The sequence below is a fragment of the Enterobacter asburiae genome, from assembly GCF_024599655.1.
Taxonomy (GTDB): domain Bacteria; phylum Pseudomonadota; class Gammaproteobacteria; order Enterobacterales; family Enterobacteriaceae; genus Enterobacter; species Enterobacter asburiae_D.
Window position 1 is genome coordinate 2,982,677 of record NZ_CP102247.1, and the last position, 18,332, is coordinate 3,001,008.

The window sequence follows — 18,332 nt, forward strand, 5'->3', positions numbered from 1 at the left end:
TGTTTATCAGCGTGTTATCTAAGCATGGGATAAAAAGTACTATTGTTCAACTTTGTGAATTACGCCAGACGAATTTCGGAAAATTCTAATAAAACAACGATAACCTGCTAAATCGGCGCAAATTAGCGCACTCGAAACTGTGATCCTTGTCGTTTCTCGCCCAAAGGGTTAGTTTTAACAGCTAACACATTCTGTTTATGTACTGCATATGGAGGGCGTGATGGCTCTGCAACAAGAGATTATTCAGGCACTGGGCGCGAAGCCTACGGTAGATGCACATGAAGAGATCCGCCGCAGCGTGGATTTTTTAAAGTCGTACTTAAAAAAGAACGCGTTCCTGAAATCCCTGGTGCTGGGCATCAGCGGCGGCCAGGATTCTACCCTGACCGGTAAACTCTGCCAGATGGCGATTTCAGAGCTTCGCGAAGAGACGGGCGATGAGACACTGCAGTTTATCGCGGTGCGCCTTCCTTATGGCGTACAGGCGGACGAGCAGGATTGCCAGGATGCGATTACCTTTATTCAGCCTGACCGCGTGCTGACCGTGAATATTAAGGGCTCCGTGCTGGCAAGCGAGCAGGCGCTTCGCGAAGCGGGCATTGAGCTGAGCGATTTTGTCCGCGGCAACGAGAAAGCCCGCGAGCGCATGAAAGCGCAGTACAGTATCGCCGGGATGACCAAAGGCGTCGTCGTCGGCACCGACCATGCGGCAGAAGCGATCACCGGTTTCTTCACCAAATACGGCGACGGCGGCACCGACATTAACCCTATCTTCCGTCTCAACAAGCGTCAGGGTAAGCAGCTGCTCGCCGCGCTGGGCTGTCCTGAGCATCTTTATAAGAAAGCGCCGACGGCGGACCTTGAAGACGATCGCCCTTCCCTGCCGGATGAAGCGGCCCTTGGCGTCACCTATGACAACATTGATGATTATCTGGAAGGTAAAAAGCTGGATGAAGGTACCGCGAAAATCATCGAAGGCTGGTATCTGAAAACCGAGCACAAGCGCCACACGCCCATTACGGTGTTTGACGACTTCTGGAAGAAATAGCCAACATTTTTGCCCAGCGGCGCTTCGCTTGCAGGGCCTACGGTTTCGCGCTGTTGTAGGCCGGGTAAGCGCAGCGCCACCCGGCTCTTTTTTAACCAAACCGTCTCTGCTACACTGTATACCTGAACAGTATATGGAGCAGTATGTGAGCAGGCGTCAATCCGCCCCGCGTCTTGAGTTTGAAGCGGCGGCTATCTACGAATATCCCGAACACCTTCGCCCCTGGCTTGAGGCGCTGCCTAAACAGCCGGGCGTGTACATCTTTCACGGCGTAAGCGACACCCTGCCGCTTTATATCGGCAAGAGCGTGAACATTCGCAGCCGGGTGTTATCCCATCTTCGTACGCCGGACGAGGCCGCCATGCTGCGCCAGTCGCGACGCATTACCTGGTTCCAGACGGCGGGAGAAATGGGCGCGCTGCTGCTGGAGGCGCGGTTGATAAAAGAACAACAGCCGCTGTTCAATAAGCGCCTGCGCCGCAACCGTCAGCTCTGCTCCCTGCAGATCAACGATGGCAAGCCGCAGGTCGTCTACGCGCGCGACGTCGATTTTTCTCATGCCCCGAATCTCTATGGGCTGTTCGCCAATAAGCGCGCCGCACTCCAGGCGCTGCAAACGCTGGCGGACGAGCGACAGCTTTGCTACAGCCTTTTGGGTCTGGAGGCAACCACCCGCGGACGCGCCTGTTTTCGATCCGCGTTGAAGCGCTGCGCTGGTGCCTGCTGCGGGAAAGAGAGCGTTGAGGCGCATCACGCCAGGCTCCTTAGCGGTCTGGCGGCCATTAGCGTAAACTGCTGGCCGTGGGAAAGCGCCGTTGCGCTAAAAGAAGTGGGCGAGGCAATGACCCAGTATCACATCGTCAACAACTGGCTCTGGCTGGGCGCCGTCGACGACATCAGCGATGCGGCTACCCTGCTGCGCACGCCAGCCGGATTTGACCACGATGGCTACAAAATCCTCTGTAAACCGGTCCTGGCCGGAAAGTTTGAGATAGTTGTGCTCAATGACCCGGCAGCCACGTGATTTCGCTGAACAATAAGGTGCCCTGAGCCTCCAGCAGACGCAGCGTATGGGCCCCCTCCTCCCAGCTGGCGCCCTGATCGGCCGTCAGCAGTTTATCCCCCAGCTGCCACGCCCCGCTCAGCACAAACGCCACGCCCCCGCGTGAGCCAAAGGTGGTAAAGGTTCGGTCAGCAACGCGCACCTTCGCCTGGCAGCAGTCGCGCCGGGTCATGATGTTAAAGTCCATCGCCATCCGCCCATCACAAAGCAGCGCTTTCACCGGCAAATCGCCGGCAAAACTGTAGGGCTGATGATGCTTCAGGGTATGGAAGAACGCCTGGCCCGCATCCAGCGTCACCTCTCCCCCTTCCAGCAGGGTAATCACCCGATCGACACCGGGAAACGAGGAGAATTCGCCGTTGCTGGCGATAGTCGCGATACTGGCACGCCAGTGAAAATCGCGCGTCGCGGGAGGGAAGCAGCAAATCTCACGCGTTTCGCCAGCACCATTGCGCCAGAGGCTGACCGGCATCTTACGGATATCAAAGAACTCCATCACCACTCCTGAATGGCACAACCCGTGCCAGGGCAAGGATATCGCTATCGTTGCTGTCTTGTTTGTTATCGTTGGGTATTCACAGAAACAGTATCGGCAGCAGAGCGGACAGGCCTTAGCGGAACGTTAATAAAAATTCTAACGCCATGACTCTGCAAACATTCTCTGAAGCAACTACAGGAGGATACCGCGCTGGCGGCGGCAGGCAAGAGGGCAGGAAAGAAAAACCGCCGGTCCTGTCCACAGCGGTTGCGCTTTTGTGGACAGGATCCCGGCGGTCTTAAGAGTGTGAACCGATTATTCGGTTGGTGCTGGCATTTTACCTTTCATCGCCGGACGTTCTGTCAGACGCTTCTCAAAATTCGCATTAAATTGTTTTTTCTGTTCCGGAGTCAGAATGTTGTAGATCTTGTTCTGGGTTTCCATGTGAGCCAGCATGCGCGCTTTGTGCTGCTCGGCCATTTTGTCGATCTGCGCTTCGGCTTTCGCCTTATCGAAGCTGTCGCTGGCGATGATGTCATGCATCGCACGGCGCTCTTCAAGCGGAGGACGTTTCATCTGGTCGCGTTCACCTTTTCTGATGTCGCGGATCTGCTGCTTCTGCGCATCCGTCAGGTTGAGATCCTTAAACATCATCATCTCGTTGTGCATACCCGGACCTTTATGATGCATCATCATTTTGCCTTCAGCAGGCGCGGCAGTCGTAGTGGTCGCAGTATCTGCGGCGAACGCCATGCTGGTAGCGCCCAGAGCCAGGGTAGAAGCAACAAACAGTGCAGTAAACTTACGCATAATTTATTTCCTTTCTTTCAGTTATTCTTCGGCGCTATGCCGTGTTGACGAGATTAACTTTACGGGGTTTATCGTCAATTAGTCAGAGCAACGGTAAAACAATGAAAGTGTAAAAAACAAATTTTCGTCAAATGTGGAGGAAATAAGGATAAAGCGTGGAGAGTTGCAACAAAAAATATTCAATGCGATGATTTTAAAGAAATTTAGCAGAAGTATAGCGAAGTGCAGATCAATAATAAAGCAATTCACCAGGAATATTCTGCAAAACAAGCGCAAGCGCTTTAATCGTTAAGAAAAGTTTTTTGCTTCCCCCTCCCGGATGATGAGAGGGGAAAGGTTCAGGATATTTTTTCCAGCATCAGCCCGGCCCGCAGGCCAAACGCGACGGTGGGGTTAGGGAATAAGACATACTCGGTGGTTTTCTGCACCTCGTAACGTTCCTCGCCATCCTCAGCCAGCAGCGCCCCTTTGCGGAACGGGGTGAAGTTCAGGGTGTGCGCGGCCATGTGGAGCAGGAAAGCATCGCTGCGGCGCGTGATCTGCTGTACGACACGATAGCGCTCAACGGGCTGATGCGTGTGCTCGGGAGCCTTTCCTCCCAGCAGCGCCCGAAGGGCGAGATGCGTAGGCGCAAAGCGGGTCAGATCGTTCTGGCCAAACGGTAGCGCTTTTCCCAGCTCCAGCGTGCAGGCCAGCGCAGCGAAACGTTCACAGGTGAAATGGGTAAACGTTCCGCCCGGCGACTGATGAAACACCAGCGCCTCCAGCCCGGCGTCACCCAGCCAGCTCAGGAACGCTTCATCCCACGGCTGACTGCGCTGCGGCAGAACGCCGAAGCGAACGTGGTAGGACGCGCGGATTGCCGTATGCAGATCCAGATGCCAGCGCGCCGGTCCCGCGGCGGCAAAAAACGCGGTAACGACGTTCTCCAGCCACTCTGCCCGCGCCGTTTCATCGCTCTGAGGAAACTGCGACCAGCGGCCGCCGAACATGCGGTTAATGTCGCTCACCAGATACCGTTTGTTTTGCGCCAGCGCAGGGGGATTGCCGAGCACCACCAGCACGCGGCACTTCAGGGCGATCTCATTGCGGTACAGCGCACGCAGCAGCATATCAACAATCTCAACGGGCGCGGTTTCATTCCCGTGGATACCCGTTGAAAGCAGCAGCGAGAGATCGCTTTTTACGGTCGGCGTCAGCTCAAGCACCCCGCGCCCCAGCCACCGCCAGCGAAATGAGGGGCCGTCCCCCTCTTTCTGTTCCGGCGTCTCATCGGCCAGGGTCAGCGCCAGTAAATTGTCCATATCCACTCCTTTAGCGCTGGAACGGGTAAACCGATCCCAGCTGCAGGATTGTCGATAACGCGTCCAGCGCCTCGCGCCCTTCACGCAGAAGCTGCGGGTCAACCAGATCCGCTTGCGTCAGACGATCGCGATAGTAGCGATCGACCCAGTCATTCAGCCGCGTAAAGAGCGTATCGTTCATCATGACCGCTGGGTTCACTGCCTGCATTTCGTCCTGGGTCAAGACCACGCGCAGACGCAAACAGGCTGGACCACCGCCGTTGGCCATGCTTTCGCGCAGGTCAAACACGCGCAGCTCGTCAATCGGGTTATCGGCCTTGACCAGCTCCGTCAGGTAGCGCCACACGCCTTTGTGATCCCGGGACTCCTGCGGCAGGACCAGCATCATGCTGCCATCGTCACGGCTGAGCAGCTGGCTATTGAACAGATACGTTTCTACCGCGTCCTGCACGCTCACCGCCTCCGTGGGCACCTGGATTGGCGTGAAGCCGCGTACGCGCTCATGCAGCGTGGCGAGCAGCGTCTCCTGATGGGCAAACGCCTGCTCGTGGCAGAACAGCACCTGGCGGTTAGAGACGGCAATCACGTCGTTATGGAACACGCCCTGATCGATCACATGCGGGTTTTGCTGGGCAAAAATCACCTGGGAAGGATTGACCTGGTTCAGGCGGGCAACCGCCTGGCTGGCCGCCAGCGTCTGACGAGCAGGATAACGGGTTGGCGCGGCGTGGCCCCCCTCTTCTCGCCCGTAGATAAACAGCTGCAGGCTCGGGTCGCCATAGTCGCCCCCCAGGCGGTTATGGTTGGCCGCGCCTTCGTCGCCAAACATCGCCACCTGCGGCAGGGCCTGATGCACCTCGAAATGGGCGTCATGGTTGAAAATGGCGCGCAGCACGCGCTCGGTGGTTTCCGCTTCGGTGGCGCGGTGGAATTTATTGTTCAGGTTCGCCACCGTCAGATGAACTTTGCCATCCAGCGTGTCGGCTGACGGCGCGACGGTCGCGGCGTTTGCCACCCACATAGAAGAGGCAGAGCTTGCCGCGGAGAGCAGGTGCGGCGTCTGCGTACCCGCTTTTTCAACCACCTGCTCATCAGTACCGCTAAAACCGAGCTGACGAAGGACTGCCACGTTCGGTCGTTCCTGCGGCGGGATCACCGCCTGCGGGAAACCGGCATCCGCCAGCGCCTTCATTTTTAGCAGCCCCTGCTTCGCCGCCAGCTTCGGGTTCGAGACCTGAAAACGGTGCTTCGTCGAGGCTTCATTCCCAAAAGAGAGACCGGCATAGTGGTGCGTCAGCCCCACCAGCCCGTCAAAGTTAACCTCACGCGCTTTCATGACGATCCCCTCCGGTAAAATCCAGCCCCGGATTAAGCGTCTCCGGCAGCGTCAGCGCCGGGGTTTCCAGGCTCGCCATCGGCCACGCGCAGTAATCGGCGGCATACCACGCGCTGGCGCGATGGTTGCCCGACGCGCCCACGCCGCCGAACGGCGCGGTGCTTGCCGCGCCGGTCAGCGGTTTATTCCAGTTTACAATCCCGGCGCGCGCTTCCAGCAGCAGTTGGTCAAACTTCTCGCGATGCGGTGAGATCAGCCCGCTCGACAGGCCATAGCGGGTGTTATTCGCCATCGCAATGGCCGCATCGAAATCGTCATAGCGCCAGACGCACAGCAGCGGGCCAAAGACCTCTTCATCCGGCACGTTGCTCGCGCCGCTCATCTCCACGATGCCCGGCGTCAGCAGCGAGGCACCCGGCTGAACCTGCTTCGGCTCCAGCAGGGTTTTCGCGCCGCGCGCGACGTGGTTCTGCCAGGCCTTCAGCACGTTCAGCGCGGCCTGTTCGGAAATCAGCCCGCCGATAAACGGCTGCGGGTCAGCATCCCACGCGGCAGGCACCAGACGCGCGCTCACTTCTACCAGACGCTTCAGGAAGGCATCCCCCTGCGCGCCGCGCTTGACCAGCAGGCGGCGGGAGCAGGTACAGCGCTGTCCGGCGGTGATAAAGGCGGACTGAATCGTCAGGTGCACCGCGGCGTCGATATCGTCAGGATCTTCCACAATCAGCGGGTTGTTGCCGCCCATCTCCAGCGCCAGAATTTTCTCCGGCTGCCCCGCCAGCTGGCGGTGCAGCTGATAGCCCGTACCGGCGCTGCCGGTGAACAGCAGGCCGTCGATATCGCTCAGCGCGCTCAGCGCCTGACCGGTTTCCCGCCCGCCCTGCACCAGGTTCAGCACGCCCGGCGGCAGGCCAGCCTGTTCCCACAGCTTAACCACCGCCTCGCCGGTGAATGGCGTGAGCTCGCTCGGTTTGAAAATAACGGTATTGCCCGCCAGCAGCGCAGGCACAATGTGGCCATTCGGCAGGTGTCCCGGGAAGTTATACGGGCCAAACACCGCCAGCACGCCGTGCGGACGGTGGCGCAGCGTGGCCGCGCCGTCCGGCATGTCGGTATGCTGTTCGCCGGTGCGGGTGTGGTACGCCTTAATCGAAATGGCGATTTTGTTGATCATCGCCGTCACTTCGGTTGTGGCTTCCCAGCGCGGTTTACTGGTTTCAGACGCGATGATGCGCGTCAGTTCGGCCTTGTTTGCCTCCAGCAGCCCGGCAAACTTTTCAACAATTTCCTGGCGCACGGCGAAAGGCTGTTTTGCCCACGCCGGAAACGCGCGGCGAGCGGCCTGGCAGGCCTGTTCTACCTGCCCGATGCTGGCGTCATGCCCCTTCCAGAGCACCTCTTTTCCAACCGGATTGGTTTTTACGCGCTCTTCGCCTTCGCCCGTGACCCAGTCACCGTTAATCCATAATGTCATGCTGTTTTCTCCTCAGGGCAGAGACGCACCAGGCGAACCGTATCGCCGGCGTTACATTTCAGGGCATCCAGTTCTGCAGCCGTCAGCACCAGACGTTCACATTTCGGGTTGGTACGCACCAGCATGGCGCGGAAATTGGCGTAATTTTCGTTCGACACCAGACAGGCGGGCCAGTCACCCGGCGCGGGCTGACCTTCAGAGACCTCAACCAGACGGCTTTTACGGATCGCGCGCACGCGGTCGATGTCGCACTCAAGCGTTGGGCCGCCGTCAAAGATGTCGACATAGTTCCGGTAGCGGAACCCCTCTTTCTCCAGCACCGCGCGGGCGGGCGCGGTCTGGGGATGGACTTCGCCAATCACCGCCTGCGCTTCCGGGCTGAGGAAATGGGTATAGATAGGATGCTTCGGCATCAGCTCGGCAATAAAGGCTTTCTGGCCGGTGCCGCAGAGATAGTCCGCCCGGCTGAACTCCATCGAGAAGAAGCGCTCGCCCAGGCTCTCCCAGAACGGCGAGTAGCCGGTGTCGTCGATCACGCCGCGCATCTCTGCGACCACTTTTTCGTTAAAGCGATCGCGGAAGGCGGCCATAAACATAAAGCGCGATTTGGAGAGCAGGTAGCCGTTGCCCTCTTTGCGCCACGCCGGGTCGAGGAACAGCGTGCAGAGCTCGCTGGCGCCCGTGTGGTCATTGCAGAGAAACAGCGTGGGCAGCGCGTTATAGACGTTCAGCTCTTTCGAGGCGTGAACCATAGTGCCGACGCGGTAGTTGTACCACGGGTCGTTAAGCCCGACGGCCACTTCAATGGCGCAGATCCCGGCCACGGTCCCCGTGTCGGTGTCTTCCAGCACGAACACATACCCCTGTTCGCTTTTTGGCAACGTCCCCTGCCAGGTTTGCAGGGCGCGCTCAATGCGCGCCGACAGCGTTTTTTCATCGGCAGGAAGCGAGGTCAGCCCGCCTCCCGTCTTACCGGCAAGCTGCATGAGCCCGGCGATATCGCCACGCTCAACGGGACGGATGACCATCATGATGACACCCCGGATTTCACTTTTTCACACGCCAGCGCAAAACGGTCCAGACCGGTTTGCACCTCTTCCTCGCTGACGATCAGCGCAGGCGCGAAACGCACCACGTTGGCACCGGCAATCAGCACCATCACGCCCACTTTTGCCGCTTCCTGTGAAATAAGTTTAGCTTTCCCGGCAAACTCGGCGGTGAGCTCGCAGCCGATTAACAGCCCCAGACCGCGAATTTCTTTAAACAGCCCCGTTTTGCCGTTGATGGCATTAAGGCGCTCGACAAACCAGTCGTGACGCTGCTTAACGCCCTTCAGCACCTCAGGCGTGTTAATGATGTCGAGAACCTGGCCGGCGACGGCGGTTGCCAGCGGGTTGCCGCCGTAGGTGGTGCCATGGGTGCCCACGGTCATCACGCTGGCGAATTTATCGGTGGTCAGCATCGCCCCAATCGGGAAGCCGCCGCCCAGCGCTTTGGCGGTCGACAGCACGTCCGGCGTCACGCCGTAGTGCATATAGGCATACAGCTCGCCGGTGCGGCCCACGCCGGTCTGTACTTCGTCGAAAATCAGGACCGCGTCGTGGCGATCGCACAGCTCGCGCAGCCCCTGCAGGAAGGCTTTTTGCGCCGGAAGCACGCCGCCCTCGCCCTGCATCGGCTCGACGATCACCGCGCAGGTGGTGTCGTTAATCAGCTCGCTGGCGGACTGCAGATCGTTATAGATGCCGTGGCGAATATCCGGCGGCAGCGGGGCGAAATCCTGCGAGTAGGAAGGCTGGCCGCCCGCGCTGACGGTAAAGAGCGTGCGCCCGTGGAAGGCATTTTTAAACGCCACGATGCCGCTCTTATGGGTACCAAATTTATCGTGCGCATATTTGCGCGCCAGCTTCAGCGCCGCTTCGTTGGCTTCCGCCCCCGAGTTACAGAAAAAGACTTTTTCGGCAAACGTCGCGTCGATCAGTTTTTTGGCCAGGCGCAGCGCAGGCTCGTTGGTAAAGCCGTTGCCGGTATGCCAGAACTTCGACGCCTGGTCATTGAGCGCCTGACGGAGCGCAGGGTGCGCATGACCCAGCGCGTTGACCGCAATCCCACCTGCAAAGTCGATATACTCTTTACCCTGCTGATCCCACAGGCGCGAGCCTTCCCCACGAACCGGAATAAAAGCCGCCGGAGCGTAAACCGGCATCATCCATTCATCGAAATTTTCACGCGTAATTGACAGAGACATAGCGACCTCATCCGGTAAATAAAAAGTTATTTGAATGTTAAATAATTGAGTGTTTGCACTGTGAATGTAGATTGCAGCCTTCGTGCCAGCCAGCGATAAAAATGCATAAACGGGTTGGGGTAACAGAATATCAACAAGTTACGATATGGAGTTATTCACTGTTAGTGCATAAAAAGTGAATATTTTTACGACAAGCGGCGCTTTGCCGCATGAAAATCAGAAAGAGTATGCACAGGCCAAATATAATTCTGGAATTGTGATCGCTCGCGAAATTTATCGGTCATTTACGCCCTGTTTGAGGGCGAGGCGCGTCAGAATGGTGCAAATATTGCACCACCGGCATTATCTGTCGCAGTTATTGGTCTAACCCGGTAACAGTTGACGCAAATTCTGCTACCATCCATGCACTATTCACCTTGCACTGGCAGCGACTATGAAATTTGTCTCTTTTAATATCAACGGCCTGCGCGCCCGCCCCCATCAGCTTGAAGCTATCGTTGAACAACATCAGCCAGATGTGATCGGCCTGCAGGAGACCAAGGTTCACGACGACATGTTCCCCCTCGAAGAGGTGGCGAAACTCGGCTACAACGTCTTCTATCATGGGCAGAAAGGCCATTACGGCGTTGCGCTGTTGACCAAAGAGACGCCAGTTTCCGTGCGCCGTGGGTTTCCCGGCGATGACGAAGAAGCACAGCGCCGCATCATCATGGCGGAGCTGCCTTCCCCGCTGGGTAACATCACCGTGATTAATGGTTACTTTCCCCAGGGCGAAAGCCGCGACCATCCGACCAAATTCCCGGCCAAAGCCAAGTTTTATCAGGATCTGCAGAACTACCTGACCACCGAACTGAACAAAGACAATCCGGTGCTGATCATGGGTGATGTGAACATCAGCCCGACCGATCTGGATATTGGCATCGGTGAAGACAGCCGCAAACGCTGGCTGCGCACCGGGAAATGTTCTTTCCTGCCGGAAGAGCGCGAGTGGATGCAGCGCCTGCTGGACTGGGGCCTGGTGGATACCTTCCGTACCGCTAATCCGGAGACGCAGGACCGCTTCTCCTGGTTTGACTACCGCTCAAAAGGCTTTGACGACAACCGCGGCCTGCGTATCGACCTGCTGCTGGCCAGCTCACCGCTGGCAGAGCGCTGCATCGAAACCGGGATCGACTACGAGATTCGCAGCATGGAAAAACCGTCTGACCATGCGCCGGTGTGGGCTAAATTCAAGCTGTAATGACGCGTGAACATTCGAAAAATCGCTTTCCTGTGCGCCCTTCTGGGCGCATTTATTCTGACGTTTGTCATGCTTCCTCCAGGCACGCTCTCCCTGGAAGGGATTAAAACCCACCAGCAGGCACTCCTCTCCTATGTTGACCACTCGCCGCTGCGAAGCGCGCTGATCTTTTTTGCGCTCTATGTGGCGGTCTCCGCCCTGTCGATCCCCGGCGCGGCGATCCTCACCCTGCTGGGCGGGGCGTTATTTCCCCTGTGGGAAGGCACCGTGCTGGTCTCGTTTGCCTCCACGCTCGGGGCCACGCTTGCGATGCTCGCCAGCCGATATCTGCTGCGCGAATGGGTCCAGCGGCGGTTTGCTCAGCAGATGAAAACGGTGAACGCCGGTATGGCGCATGACGGCGCGGGCTATCTTTTTGCCCTGCGCCTGATGCCGCTGTTCCCGTTTTTCCTGGTGAATTTGCTGATGGGGCTGACCCGCATTGGCATATATCGCTACTGGTGGGTCAGCCAGGTCGCCATGCTGCCCGCGACGGTTGTCTTTCTGAACGCCGGGCGCGAGCTGGGGAAAGTGGCGTCGCTACGCGATATTTTGTCGCCGGGCATGCTAATCGCCTTTACACTACTGGGGTTATTGCCGCTGGCCACGCGCCGGCTGTTTTCCCGTTATCTCCCGTCTGCTAAAAAGTGAGGCATTATGCGCCGTGTGCGTTTTTGCGCGTTTCTGACCGGTCTGCTGCTGGCAGCCCCCCTGTGTGCCGCCGAGGGCTGGCACGCAATCCAACAACAGGCCAAAGGCCAGACCGTCTGGTTTAACGCCTGGGGCGGCGATCCGGCGGTCAACCGCTACCTTGAGTGGGTCAGCGGTGAGATGCAAACGCACTACGCCATTACCCTCAAAATCGTCCCGCTGGCGGATGCCGCCGACGCGGTAAAACGTATTCAGACCGAAGCCGCGGCAGGGCGTAAGACCAACGGCTCGGTCGACCTGCTGTGGGTCAACGGCGAAAACTTCCGCACGTTAAAAGAGGCGAACCTGCTGCAAACCGGATGGGCGCAGACGTTGCCAAACTGGCGCTATGTCGATACCCGTAAACCCGTCACGGAAGATTTTGCGATTCCCACCGACGGGGCGGAATCGCCGTGGGGCGGCGCGCAGCTGACCTTTATCGCCCGCAAAGCCAGCATGCCGACGCCGCCGGAGGATCCTCAGGCGCTGCTGGCCTACGCGCAGCAGCACCCGGGCAAGGTCAGCTATCCTCGCCCGCCCGATTTTACCGGCACGGCATTTCTTGAGCAGCTGCTTCTGACGCTCACCGATCGCCCTGAGGCGTTACAAAAAGCGCCCGATGCAACGTTTGAGCAGGTGACGGCGCCGCTCTGGGCCTACCTCGATAAGCTGCACCCGCTGCTGTGGCGCGAAGGCAAAGACTTCCCTCCTTCCCCTGCGCGGATGGATGCCCTGCTTGCCAGCGGCAGTCTGAACCTGTCGCTGACCTTTAACCCGGCGCATGCGCAGCAGAAAGTGGCGAGCGGCGAACTGCCTGCCGACAGCTACACCTTTGGTTTCCATAGCGGAATGCTCGGCAACGTCCATTTTGTGGCTATCCCGGCCAATGCCGGCGCGAGCGCAGGTGCGAAAGTGGTCGCTAATTTCCTGCTGTCGCCGCAGGCGCAAATCCGCAAGGCCGACCCGGCCGTCTGGGGGGACCCGAGCGTACTGGATGCGAAAACGCTGCCCGAAGGTGACGCGAAACAGCTGCGGGCCCATACGCCTCAGGGGCTGCCGCAGGTGCTTGCCGAGCCGCAGTCCGCCTGGGTGAACGCGCTGGAGCAGGAATGGCTGCGTCGTTACGGCACCCGCTGAGCGGGCTTGTCTGGCTGGCAATGGCGGTGATTTATCTGCCGCTTCTGCCTGCCAGCGTCATGCTGTTCTCACCGGCGTTTTCCGTGACAAACTGGCAGCAGCTGCTGAACGACCCGCAGCTGCCCCAGGCGACCGTCGCCACGCTGGTCTCAACGCTCATCGCCACGCTGGGGGCGTTGCTGATTGCCCTTTTCCTCATCTGCCTTTTGTGGCCCGGTCAACGCTGGCGACGCCTCTCTACCCGTCTGCCGTGGCTACTGGCGATCCCTCACGTGGCGTTCGCCACCAGCGCGTTGCTGCTGTTTGCCGAGGGCGGTCTGTTTTATCAGGTCTGCACCGTCTGTTCGCCGCCGTTTGACCGCTACGGTGCCGGGCTGGGCCTGACGCTCGCGGTCAAAGAGAGCGCGTTCGTGCTGTGGGCCATTTACGCCGTTCTGCCGGAACAACGGCTCGCGCAGCAGAAGATCGCCCTGCAAACTTTTGGCTACGGACGTATTCAGACGCTCAGCTGGCTGATCCTCCCGGCGATCGCCCCTGTCCTCGGCGCGGTGATGCTGGCCGTGCTGGCATGGTCACTCTCGGTCGTGGATGTGGCGATCGTTCTCGGGCCCGGCAACCCGCCCACCCTGGCCGTGCTGGCCTTTCAGTGGCTAAGCCAGGGCGACGCCGAGCAGCAGGCAAAAGGGACGCTGCTGTGCCTGCTTCTCCTTATGATGCTGGCCGCGCTTGCCGCCCTCGGGTACGGCCTCTGGAAAGCATGGCGTCGCACGATCCCGGACCTCGCGGGGACGCGCCCCCGGTCTCCACTCGTCCTGCCTGAGCGGGCATTCAGCGGATTACTTCCCGCGTGCGGCATCCTGTGCGCCGCGGTACTGCTGATGCTGGCGCAAGGAGGCGACGTGGGTCCCGTGGGGACCAGCCTCTCCTTCGGCCTGCTGTCGAGCCTGATCGCCCTCATCGTCATTTTTCTCTGGCTGGAATGGGGACCGCAGCGCGGCGCAGCGTGGGTGTGGTCACCGCTCGCCCTTCCGGCGCTGCCGCTCGTCACCGGGCAATATTTTATTGCTTTGCGTCTGGGACTCGACGGGCACTATGCCGCCGTGCTCTGGAGCCATCTGCTGTGGGTGTTGCCGTGGATGCTGCTGGTTCTGCAGCCCGCCTGGCGGCGGATCGATCCCCGGCTTATCCTTACCGCCAGAACGCTCGGCTGGCGACGGGCGAAAATATTCTTACTGCTGAAATGCCCCCTGCTGGTGCGCCCTGCGCTGCTGGCCTTTGCCACGGGCTTTTCCGTCAGCATGGCGCAATACATGCCGACGCTCTGGCTTGGCGCGGGGCGTTTCGCCACGCTGACCACCGAAACCGTCGCGCTCAGCAGCGGGGGCAGCATCCCCGTTCTCGCCAGCAGGGCGCAGGGATTGCTGCTGGTCACGGGCACGGTGTTCGGTCTTGCCGCCCTGTTATCCCGGCTCGCGGGCCGCTACCGTCAAGGATTACGATAATGCTGAAGGTAAACCATCTCACCATCGAACCGCTTTTCCGCGAGGTCAGTTTTTGCGTTCCCCGCGGGGAGATCGTTACCCTGATGGGGCCGTCCGGCAGCGGCAAATCGACCCTTTTTGCGTGGATGGTCGGCGCGCTGTCAGGCGATTTTCAGGCCCGGGGCGAACTGTGGCTCGACGCGCGTCGCTGCGACGGTCTTCCCGTTGAATCCCGCGGGCTGGGCATCCTCTTTCAGGACGCGCTGCTGTTTGAACAGTTCAGCGTCGGGCAAAATTTGCTGCTGGCGCTGCCTGAGCGGATCGTCGGGCGCGCGCGGCGGGACGCGGTCGAGCAGGCGCTGGATTCCGCCGGGCTGAGCGGTCATTACGCCAGCGATCCGGCCACCCTCTCTGGCGGGGAGCGTGCTCGGGTCAGCCTGCTGCGGGCCCTGCTCGCAGAGCCGCAGGCGCTGCTGCTGGACGAACCGTTCAGCCGCCTCGATAAAACGCTGCGCACGACGTTTCGGACATGGGTATTTGACGCCGTCCGCGCGCGCAACATCCCGGCGGTGCTGGTCACGCACGATGAGGACGATATTCCACCCGGCGGCGAGCTGATTGAGATCTCTCGCTGGCAATAATGTGCTAACGCAATGTTTTCCATTTCCGGAGAGACGACAATGCCCCCCTCTTTTACTGACGTCAGGTTATTCGATGAAACGTGTTTCTCAACTGACCGCGCTGGCCCTGCTTTGCGGCCTCGCTTCCTTTTCCTCTCTGGCGGCTGATATGGCCAACGCGATGACGCTGTCTCAGCTTCAGGCGCAGCACGGCACGCCTGTCGACACCCGCCCCAGCGCGTTTTACAACGGCTGGCCGCAGACCCTCAGCGGCCCCTCCGGGCATGAACCCGCCGCACTCAACCTTGCTGCCGCCTGGCTGGGCGCAATGAGCGACGAGCAGATTGCGAGCTGGGCAAAACAGCATCAGCTTACGCCTGCGACGGCCATCGCCCTGTACGGTGACGAGAACGACAACCAGGCGGTGAAGTCCCGCCTGGAGAAAGCCGGATACCGCCACGTCTCGCTGCTCAGCGACGCGCTGCAGACGCCCGACCGCCTTCAGCGCCTGCCTCACTTTGAACAGCTGGTTTACCCGCAGTGGATCCACCGCCTCCAGCAGGGTAAACCCGTGACCGCCGCACCGTCGGGTGACTGGAAAGTGATTGAAGCCGCCTGGGGCGCACCGAAGTTTTACCTGCTGAACCACATTCCCGGCGCGGGCTACATCGACACCAACGAGGTGGAAAGCGAGCCGCTGTGGAATAAAGTCTCCGACGACCAGCTGAAAGCGATGCTGGCGAAGCACGGGATCCGTCACGATACCACCGTCATTTTGTATGGCCGTGACGTTTACGCCGCCGCGCGCGTGGCGCAGATAATGCTGTATGCGGGCGTGAAGGATGTGCGCATTCTCGACGGCGGCTGGAAGGCGTGGTCAGATGCAGGCCTGCCGGTTGAACGCGGCACGCCCGGTAAAGTAACGCCAGCCCCCGATTTCGGCGCGCCGATCCCTGGCCAGCCGCAGCTGATGGTCGATATGGAGCAGGCGCGCGGGATGCTGCACCGTCAGGATGCCTCCCTGGTCAGCATTCGTTCGTGGCCGGAGTTCATCGGCGAAACCAGCGGCTACAGCTACATCAAGCCAAAAGGTGAAATAGCCGGTGCCCGCTGGGGTCACGCGGGCAGCGACGCGACCCATATGGAAGACTTCCATAACCCGGATGGCACCATGCGCAGTGCGGACGATATCGCCGCCCAGTGGAAGCGCTGGAATATTCTGCCGGAACAGCACGTCGCGTTTTACTGCGGCACCGGGTGGCGGGCGTCAGAAACCTTTATGTACGCCCGGGCGATGGGCTGGAAGAATGTTGCCGTCTATGACGGCGGCTGGTACGAATGGAGCAGTCACCCGCAAAACCCGGTCACTACCGGCGCGCGCGGGCCAGAGAGTGCGCTCTAAGGGTTGAGTGACTTCAGCGTCACATAGCCGCTCCAGATGCGCGTTGTGGTGGTCAGCCAGCACAGCGCGCCGAATACCCACGCGAATAGCGCAAAGTGCGCCGGGAAGAGGCAGCACAGCACGAACAGCGCGATGGTCTCCGTCCCTTCCGTTAATCCACCGATGTAATAAAACGACTTGTGCGCATAGCCGGGGTTGTCGATGTCGTGCTTCGCGGCCAGCACGGCAAACGCCAGAAAGCTGCTTCCGGTACCGATAAACGCAAACAGCAGCCAGGCGGCCGCCAGCGCATTTTCTGCGGGAGCCGCGAGCGCAAAGCCAAACGGAACCAGGGCGTAGAACAGAAAATCGAGCGCGATATCGAGAAATCCCCCCGCATCGGTCAGCCCTCTCCTCCGCGCCAGCGCGCCGTCCAGGCCATCCAGCAGGCGATTAAGCACGATGGCGACCAGCGCCGCCGGATACCAGCCGAGGGCCAGAAACGGCAGCGCCAGCACGCCGACGGCAAACCCGGTCAGGGTGACTCTGTCGGGCGTGATGCCCGGCTTATCCAGCGCGGAAACCAGACGATTCAGAGCGGGCTTAACCCGCGGGTGCAGGTGACGGTCAAGCATGGGGAGTCTCGTTAAACGTGGCGCACAGCCCCTGCGCCGGAATATCCAGCGCGGTGTTAAAGCGGGCGGAGAGATTCTGAAACGCAATGAGCGCCGTCATCTCGGTGATGTCCTCGTCCGTGAAGTGGCGTTTCAGCGCCGTTCTGATAGCCTCATCCGCCCGGGGCGGCGTGGCGGTTACCGCCTCGGCGTAGGCCAGCGCCGCGCGCTCCTGCTCGGTGAACAAGGCAGAGTCATGCCAGTTGCCCACGGCCTGAACCTTATCCAGCGCGCCGCAGCGCTCGGCCAGCCGCAGGCTGTTGGCATCAATACAGAAAGCGCAGTGACAGAGCTGGGATACCCGCGTCATGAGCAGCGAACGAAGCACGGGCGTCAGGCGCGCGCGACGGCGCTCCAGAAAACCGACAAACAGCGCCACCAGCCAGAACAGACGCGGCATGCGCCCCCACCAGCGGGTGGGATTCAGCACCGCGCCAAAATGCTTTTTCTGCATGGCGGCAATCGGTTTAAGGCTGGTGGGAAGGGATTCGAGGGGGGCAACCCAGGCGGTGGTCTCTTTCACCTGATTCTCCTGATTACTGGACTCTGAGAAAGGGCACGATAATATGTCTTTTTTCGCTATCAATTATTGACGACCATGCTGAAAACACTCGATGTCGTTGCCGCCATCATCGAAAAAGACGGCAATATTTTACTGGCGCAGCGCCCTGCCCATGCCGACCAGCCGGGAATGTGGGAATTTGCAGGCGGTAAAGTCGAGGCCGGTGAAACCCAGCCAGAAGCGCTTATCCGCGAGCTGCGTGAAGAGTTGGGCATTGACGCCCTGCCGGGGCAATACGTGGCAAGCCACCAGCGGGAAGTTTCGCAGCGGTTGATCAACCTGCATGCCTGGCACGTTCCTGCTTTTCGCGGCGAGCTCACGGCGCACTACCACAGCGCGCTCGCGTGGTGTACGCCGGAAGAGGCGTTTGGCTACGCCTTAGCCCCCGCGGATATTCCGCTGCTGGAAGCGTTTATTGTTTTACGCGACGCCAGACCAGCGGGTTTGTGCTGATGGCGCGCTCGTCGCGCTGGCACTGCAGCAGAATACCGTCCGCTTTCACAACGGCCCCTTCCGAGTAGTTCTGATTCTGATAGATACAGCACTGATTGCAGGGTTGCACCGTTTGATTCTGGCCGCTGGAGCTAAACACTTCCGGCGGCACATTCACCTCCACGTCCGGGCGAATGCGGTCAGCCTGCGCGCCTGCGGTAAAGATCAAGCATAACGCGGTGAGTAGATAACGTTTCATAGACACATCTTCCTGTAGTTCCTTGATAAAGACTATAACGGTAAACCCGAGCGGAA

At 59.7% G+C, this 18,332-nt stretch carries 19 protein-coding genes; 9 read left to right on the forward strand and 10 right to left on the reverse strand.

Annotation, left to right across the window (positions count from 1 at the left end; translation table 11 throughout):
* Window positions 1-220: 220 nt before the first annotated feature.
* On the forward strand, window positions 221-1,048 hold the full coding sequence (nadE, locus tag NQ230_RS14195) for an NAD(+) synthase (RefSeq protein ID WP_023335358.1): 828 nt from the start codon (window positions 221-223) through the stop codon (window positions 1,046-1,048).
* 133 nt (window positions 1,049-1,181) lie between these two features.
* Window positions 1,182-2,072, forward strand: coding sequence for an excinuclease Cho (cho, locus tag NQ230_RS14200; RefSeq protein WP_371745414.1), 891 nt, complete (start codon window positions 1,182-1,184; stop codon window positions 2,070-2,072).
* On the opposite strand, the gene ves is transcribed toward cho, so the two are convergent.
* The 7 genes from ves to astC form a co-directional block, all read right to left on the reverse strand.
* The gene (gene ves, locus NQ230_RS14205) at window positions 2,050-2,607 is read right to left on the reverse strand and encodes an environmental stress-induced protein Ves (RefSeq protein WP_257258044.1); all 558 of its coding nucleotides are present in this window, start codon (window positions 2,605-2,607) and stop codon (window positions 2,050-2,052) included. The two genes, cho and ves, sit on opposite strands and share 23 nt — an antisense overlap.
* Before the next feature lie 297 nt (window positions 2,608-2,904).
* Complete coding sequence (gene spy, locus NQ230_RS14210; RefSeq protein WP_213821718.1) at window positions 2,905-3,399, reverse strand: ATP-independent periplasmic protein-refolding chaperone Spy; 495 nt, start codon at window positions 3,397-3,399, stop codon at window positions 2,905-2,907.
* Between the two features lie 338 nt (window positions 3,400-3,737).
* On the reverse strand, window positions 3,738-4,703 hold the full coding sequence (gene astE / locus NQ230_RS14215) for a succinylglutamate desuccinylase (RefSeq protein ID WP_121423427.1): 966 nt from the start codon (window positions 4,701-4,703) through the stop codon (window positions 3,738-3,740).
* A 10-nt stretch (window positions 4,704-4,713) separates the two neighbouring features.
* A complete protein-coding gene (astB, locus tag NQ230_RS14220) occupies window positions 4,714-6,039 on the reverse strand; it encodes an N-succinylarginine dihydrolase (RefSeq protein ID WP_121423426.1) in 1,326 nt (441 codons plus the stop codon).
* On the reverse strand, window positions 6,026-7,513 hold the full coding sequence (gene astD / locus NQ230_RS14225; RefSeq protein WP_121423425.1) for a succinylglutamate-semialdehyde dehydrogenase: 1,488 nt from the start codon (window positions 7,511-7,513) through the stop codon (window positions 6,026-6,028). Before astD ends, astB begins: the two co-directional genes overlap by 14 nt.
* The gene (gene astA / locus NQ230_RS14230) at window positions 7,510-8,544 is read right to left on the reverse strand and encodes an arginine N-succinyltransferase (RefSeq protein ID WP_121423424.1); all 1,035 of its coding nucleotides are present in this window, start codon (window positions 8,542-8,544) and stop codon (window positions 7,510-7,512) included. The genes astD and astA overlap by 4 nt, the downstream gene beginning before the upstream one ends.
* Window positions 8,541-9,761 carry a succinylornithine/acetylornithine transaminase gene (astC, locus tag NQ230_RS14235; protein ID WP_121423423.1) on the reverse strand — a complete coding sequence of 407 codons (1,221 nt, stop codon included), beginning with the start codon at window positions 9,759-9,761 and terminating at the stop codon, window positions 8,541-8,543. Before astC ends, astA begins: the two co-directional genes overlap by 4 nt.
* Window positions 9,762-10,194: 433 nt before the next feature.
* On the opposite strand from astC, the gene xthA reads away from it, so the two are divergent.
* The 6 genes from xthA (at window position 10,195) to NQ230_RS14265 (ending at window position 16,370) form a co-directional block, all read left to right on the forward strand.
* Window positions 10,195-11,001 (forward strand): exodeoxyribonuclease III, encoded by an 807-nt coding sequence (xthA, locus tag NQ230_RS14240; protein ID WP_121423422.1) that lies wholly within the window; start codon window positions 10,195-10,197, stop codon window positions 10,999-11,001.
* Window positions 11,002-11,007: 6 nt separating this feature from the next.
* On the forward strand, window positions 11,008-11,691 hold the full coding sequence (locus NQ230_RS14245; protein ID WP_121423421.1) for a TVP38/TMEM64 family protein: 684 nt from the start codon (window positions 11,008-11,010) through the stop codon (window positions 11,689-11,691).
* Window positions 11,692-11,706: 15 nt separating this feature from the next.
* Window positions 11,707-12,867 (forward strand): ABC transporter substrate-binding protein, encoded by a 1,161-nt coding sequence (locus NQ230_RS14250; protein ID WP_371745459.1) that lies wholly within the window; start codon window positions 11,707-11,709, stop codon window positions 12,865-12,867.
* Window positions 12,840-14,369 carry an ABC transporter permease family protein gene (locus tag NQ230_RS14255; RefSeq protein ID WP_121423419.1) on the forward strand — a complete coding sequence of 510 codons (1,530 nt, stop codon included), beginning with the start codon at window positions 12,840-12,842 and terminating at the stop codon, window positions 14,367-14,369. Before NQ230_RS14250 ends, NQ230_RS14255 begins: the two co-directional genes overlap by 28 nt.
* A complete protein-coding gene (locus NQ230_RS14260) occupies window positions 14,369-14,989 on the forward strand; it encodes an ATP-binding cassette domain-containing protein (RefSeq protein WP_121423418.1) in 621 nt (206 codons plus the stop codon). Before NQ230_RS14255 ends, NQ230_RS14260 begins: the two co-directional genes overlap by 1 nt.
* Before the next feature lie 73 nt (window positions 14,990-15,062).
* A complete protein-coding gene (locus NQ230_RS14265; RefSeq protein ID WP_121423417.1) occupies window positions 15,063-16,370 on the forward strand; it encodes a sulfurtransferase in 1,308 nt (435 codons plus the stop codon).
* On the opposite strand, the gene NQ230_RS14270 is transcribed toward NQ230_RS14265, so the two are convergent.
* Together NQ230_RS14270 and NQ230_RS14275 are read right to left on the reverse strand one after the other, a co-directional pair.
* On the reverse strand, window positions 16,367-16,984 hold the full coding sequence (locus tag NQ230_RS14270) for a CDP-alcohol phosphatidyltransferase family protein (protein WP_121423416.1): 618 nt from the start codon (window positions 16,982-16,984) through the stop codon (window positions 16,367-16,369). The two genes, NQ230_RS14265 and NQ230_RS14270, sit on opposite strands and share 4 nt — an antisense overlap.
* Window positions 16,977-17,546: a carboxymuconolactone decarboxylase family protein gene (locus tag NQ230_RS14275; protein ID WP_121423415.1), complete on the reverse strand. Its 570-nt coding sequence runs from the start codon at window positions 17,544-17,546 to the stop codon at window positions 16,977-16,979. The genes NQ230_RS14270 and NQ230_RS14275 overlap by 8 nt, the downstream gene beginning before the upstream one ends.
* A gap of 75 nt (window positions 17,547-17,621) precedes the next feature.
* On the opposite strand from NQ230_RS14275, the gene NQ230_RS14280 reads away from it, so the two are divergent.
* Entirely contained in the window at window positions 17,622-18,038 is a 417-nt protein-coding gene (locus NQ230_RS14280) for a pyrimidine (deoxy)nucleoside triphosphate diphosphatase (RefSeq protein WP_121423414.1), read from the forward strand.
* On the opposite strand, the gene NQ230_RS14285 is transcribed toward NQ230_RS14280, so the two are convergent.
* Entirely contained in the window at window positions 17,998-18,276 is a 279-nt protein-coding gene (locus NQ230_RS14285) for a DUF1496 domain-containing protein (RefSeq protein WP_115874800.1), read from the reverse strand. The two genes, NQ230_RS14280 and NQ230_RS14285, sit on opposite strands and share 41 nt — an antisense overlap.
* Between the last annotated feature and the right edge of the window lie 56 nt (window positions 18,277-18,332).

Bases quoted from the DNA above. Each gene is read 5' to 3' on its own strand.
- nadE (WP_023335358.1), top strand. From the start codon at position 221: ATGGCTCTGCAACAAGAGATTATTCAGGCACTGGGCGCGAAGCCTACG.
- cho (WP_371745414.1), top strand. From the start codon at position 1,182: ATGGAGCAGTATGTGAGCAGGCGTCAATCCGCCCCGCGTCTTGAGTTT.
- ves (WP_257258044.1), bottom strand. From the start codon at position 2,607: ATGGAGTTCTTTGATATCCGTAAGATGCCGGTCAGCCTCTGGCGCAAT.
- spy (WP_213821718.1), bottom strand. From the start codon at position 3,399: ATGCGTAAGTTTACTGCACTGTTTGTTGCTTCTACCCTGGCTCTGGGC.
- astE (WP_121423427.1), bottom strand. From the start codon at position 4,703: ATGGACAATTTACTGGCGCTGACCCTGGCCGATGAGACGCCGGAACAG.
- astB (WP_121423426.1), bottom strand. From the start codon at position 6,039: ATGAAAGCGCGTGAGGTTAACTTTGACGGGCTGGTGGGGCTGACGCAC.
- astD (WP_121423425.1), bottom strand. From the start codon at position 7,513: ATGACATTATGGATTAACGGTGACTGGGTCACGGGCGAAGGCGAAGAG.
- astA (WP_121423424.1), bottom strand. From the start codon at position 8,544: ATGATGGTCATCCGTCCCGTTGAGCGTGGCGATATCGCCGGGCTCATG.
- astC (WP_121423423.1), bottom strand. From the start codon at position 9,761: ATGTCTCTGTCAATTACGCGTGAAAATTTCGATGAATGGATGATGCCG.
- xthA (WP_121423422.1), top strand. From the start codon at position 10,195: ATGAAATTTGTCTCTTTTAATATCAACGGCCTGCGCGCCCGCCCCCAT.
- NQ230_RS14255 (WP_121423419.1), top strand. From the start codon at position 12,840: ATGGCTGCGTCGTTACGGCACCCGCTGAGCGGGCTTGTCTGGCTGGCA.
- NQ230_RS14260 (WP_121423418.1), top strand. From the start codon at position 14,369: ATGCTGAAGGTAAACCATCTCACCATCGAACCGCTTTTCCGCGAGGTC.
- NQ230_RS14265 (WP_121423417.1), top strand. From the start codon at position 15,063: ATGAAACGTGTTTCTCAACTGACCGCGCTGGCCCTGCTTTGCGGCCTC.
- NQ230_RS14270 (WP_121423416.1), bottom strand. From the start codon at position 16,984: ATGCTTGACCGTCACCTGCACCCGCGGGTTAAGCCCGCTCTGAATCGT.
- NQ230_RS14280 (WP_121423414.1), top strand. From the start codon at position 17,622: ATGCTGAAAACACTCGATGTCGTTGCCGCCATCATCGAAAAAGACGGC.
- NQ230_RS14285 (WP_115874800.1), bottom strand. From the start codon at position 18,276: ATGAAACGTTATCTACTCACCGCGTTATGCTTGATCTTTACCGCAGGC.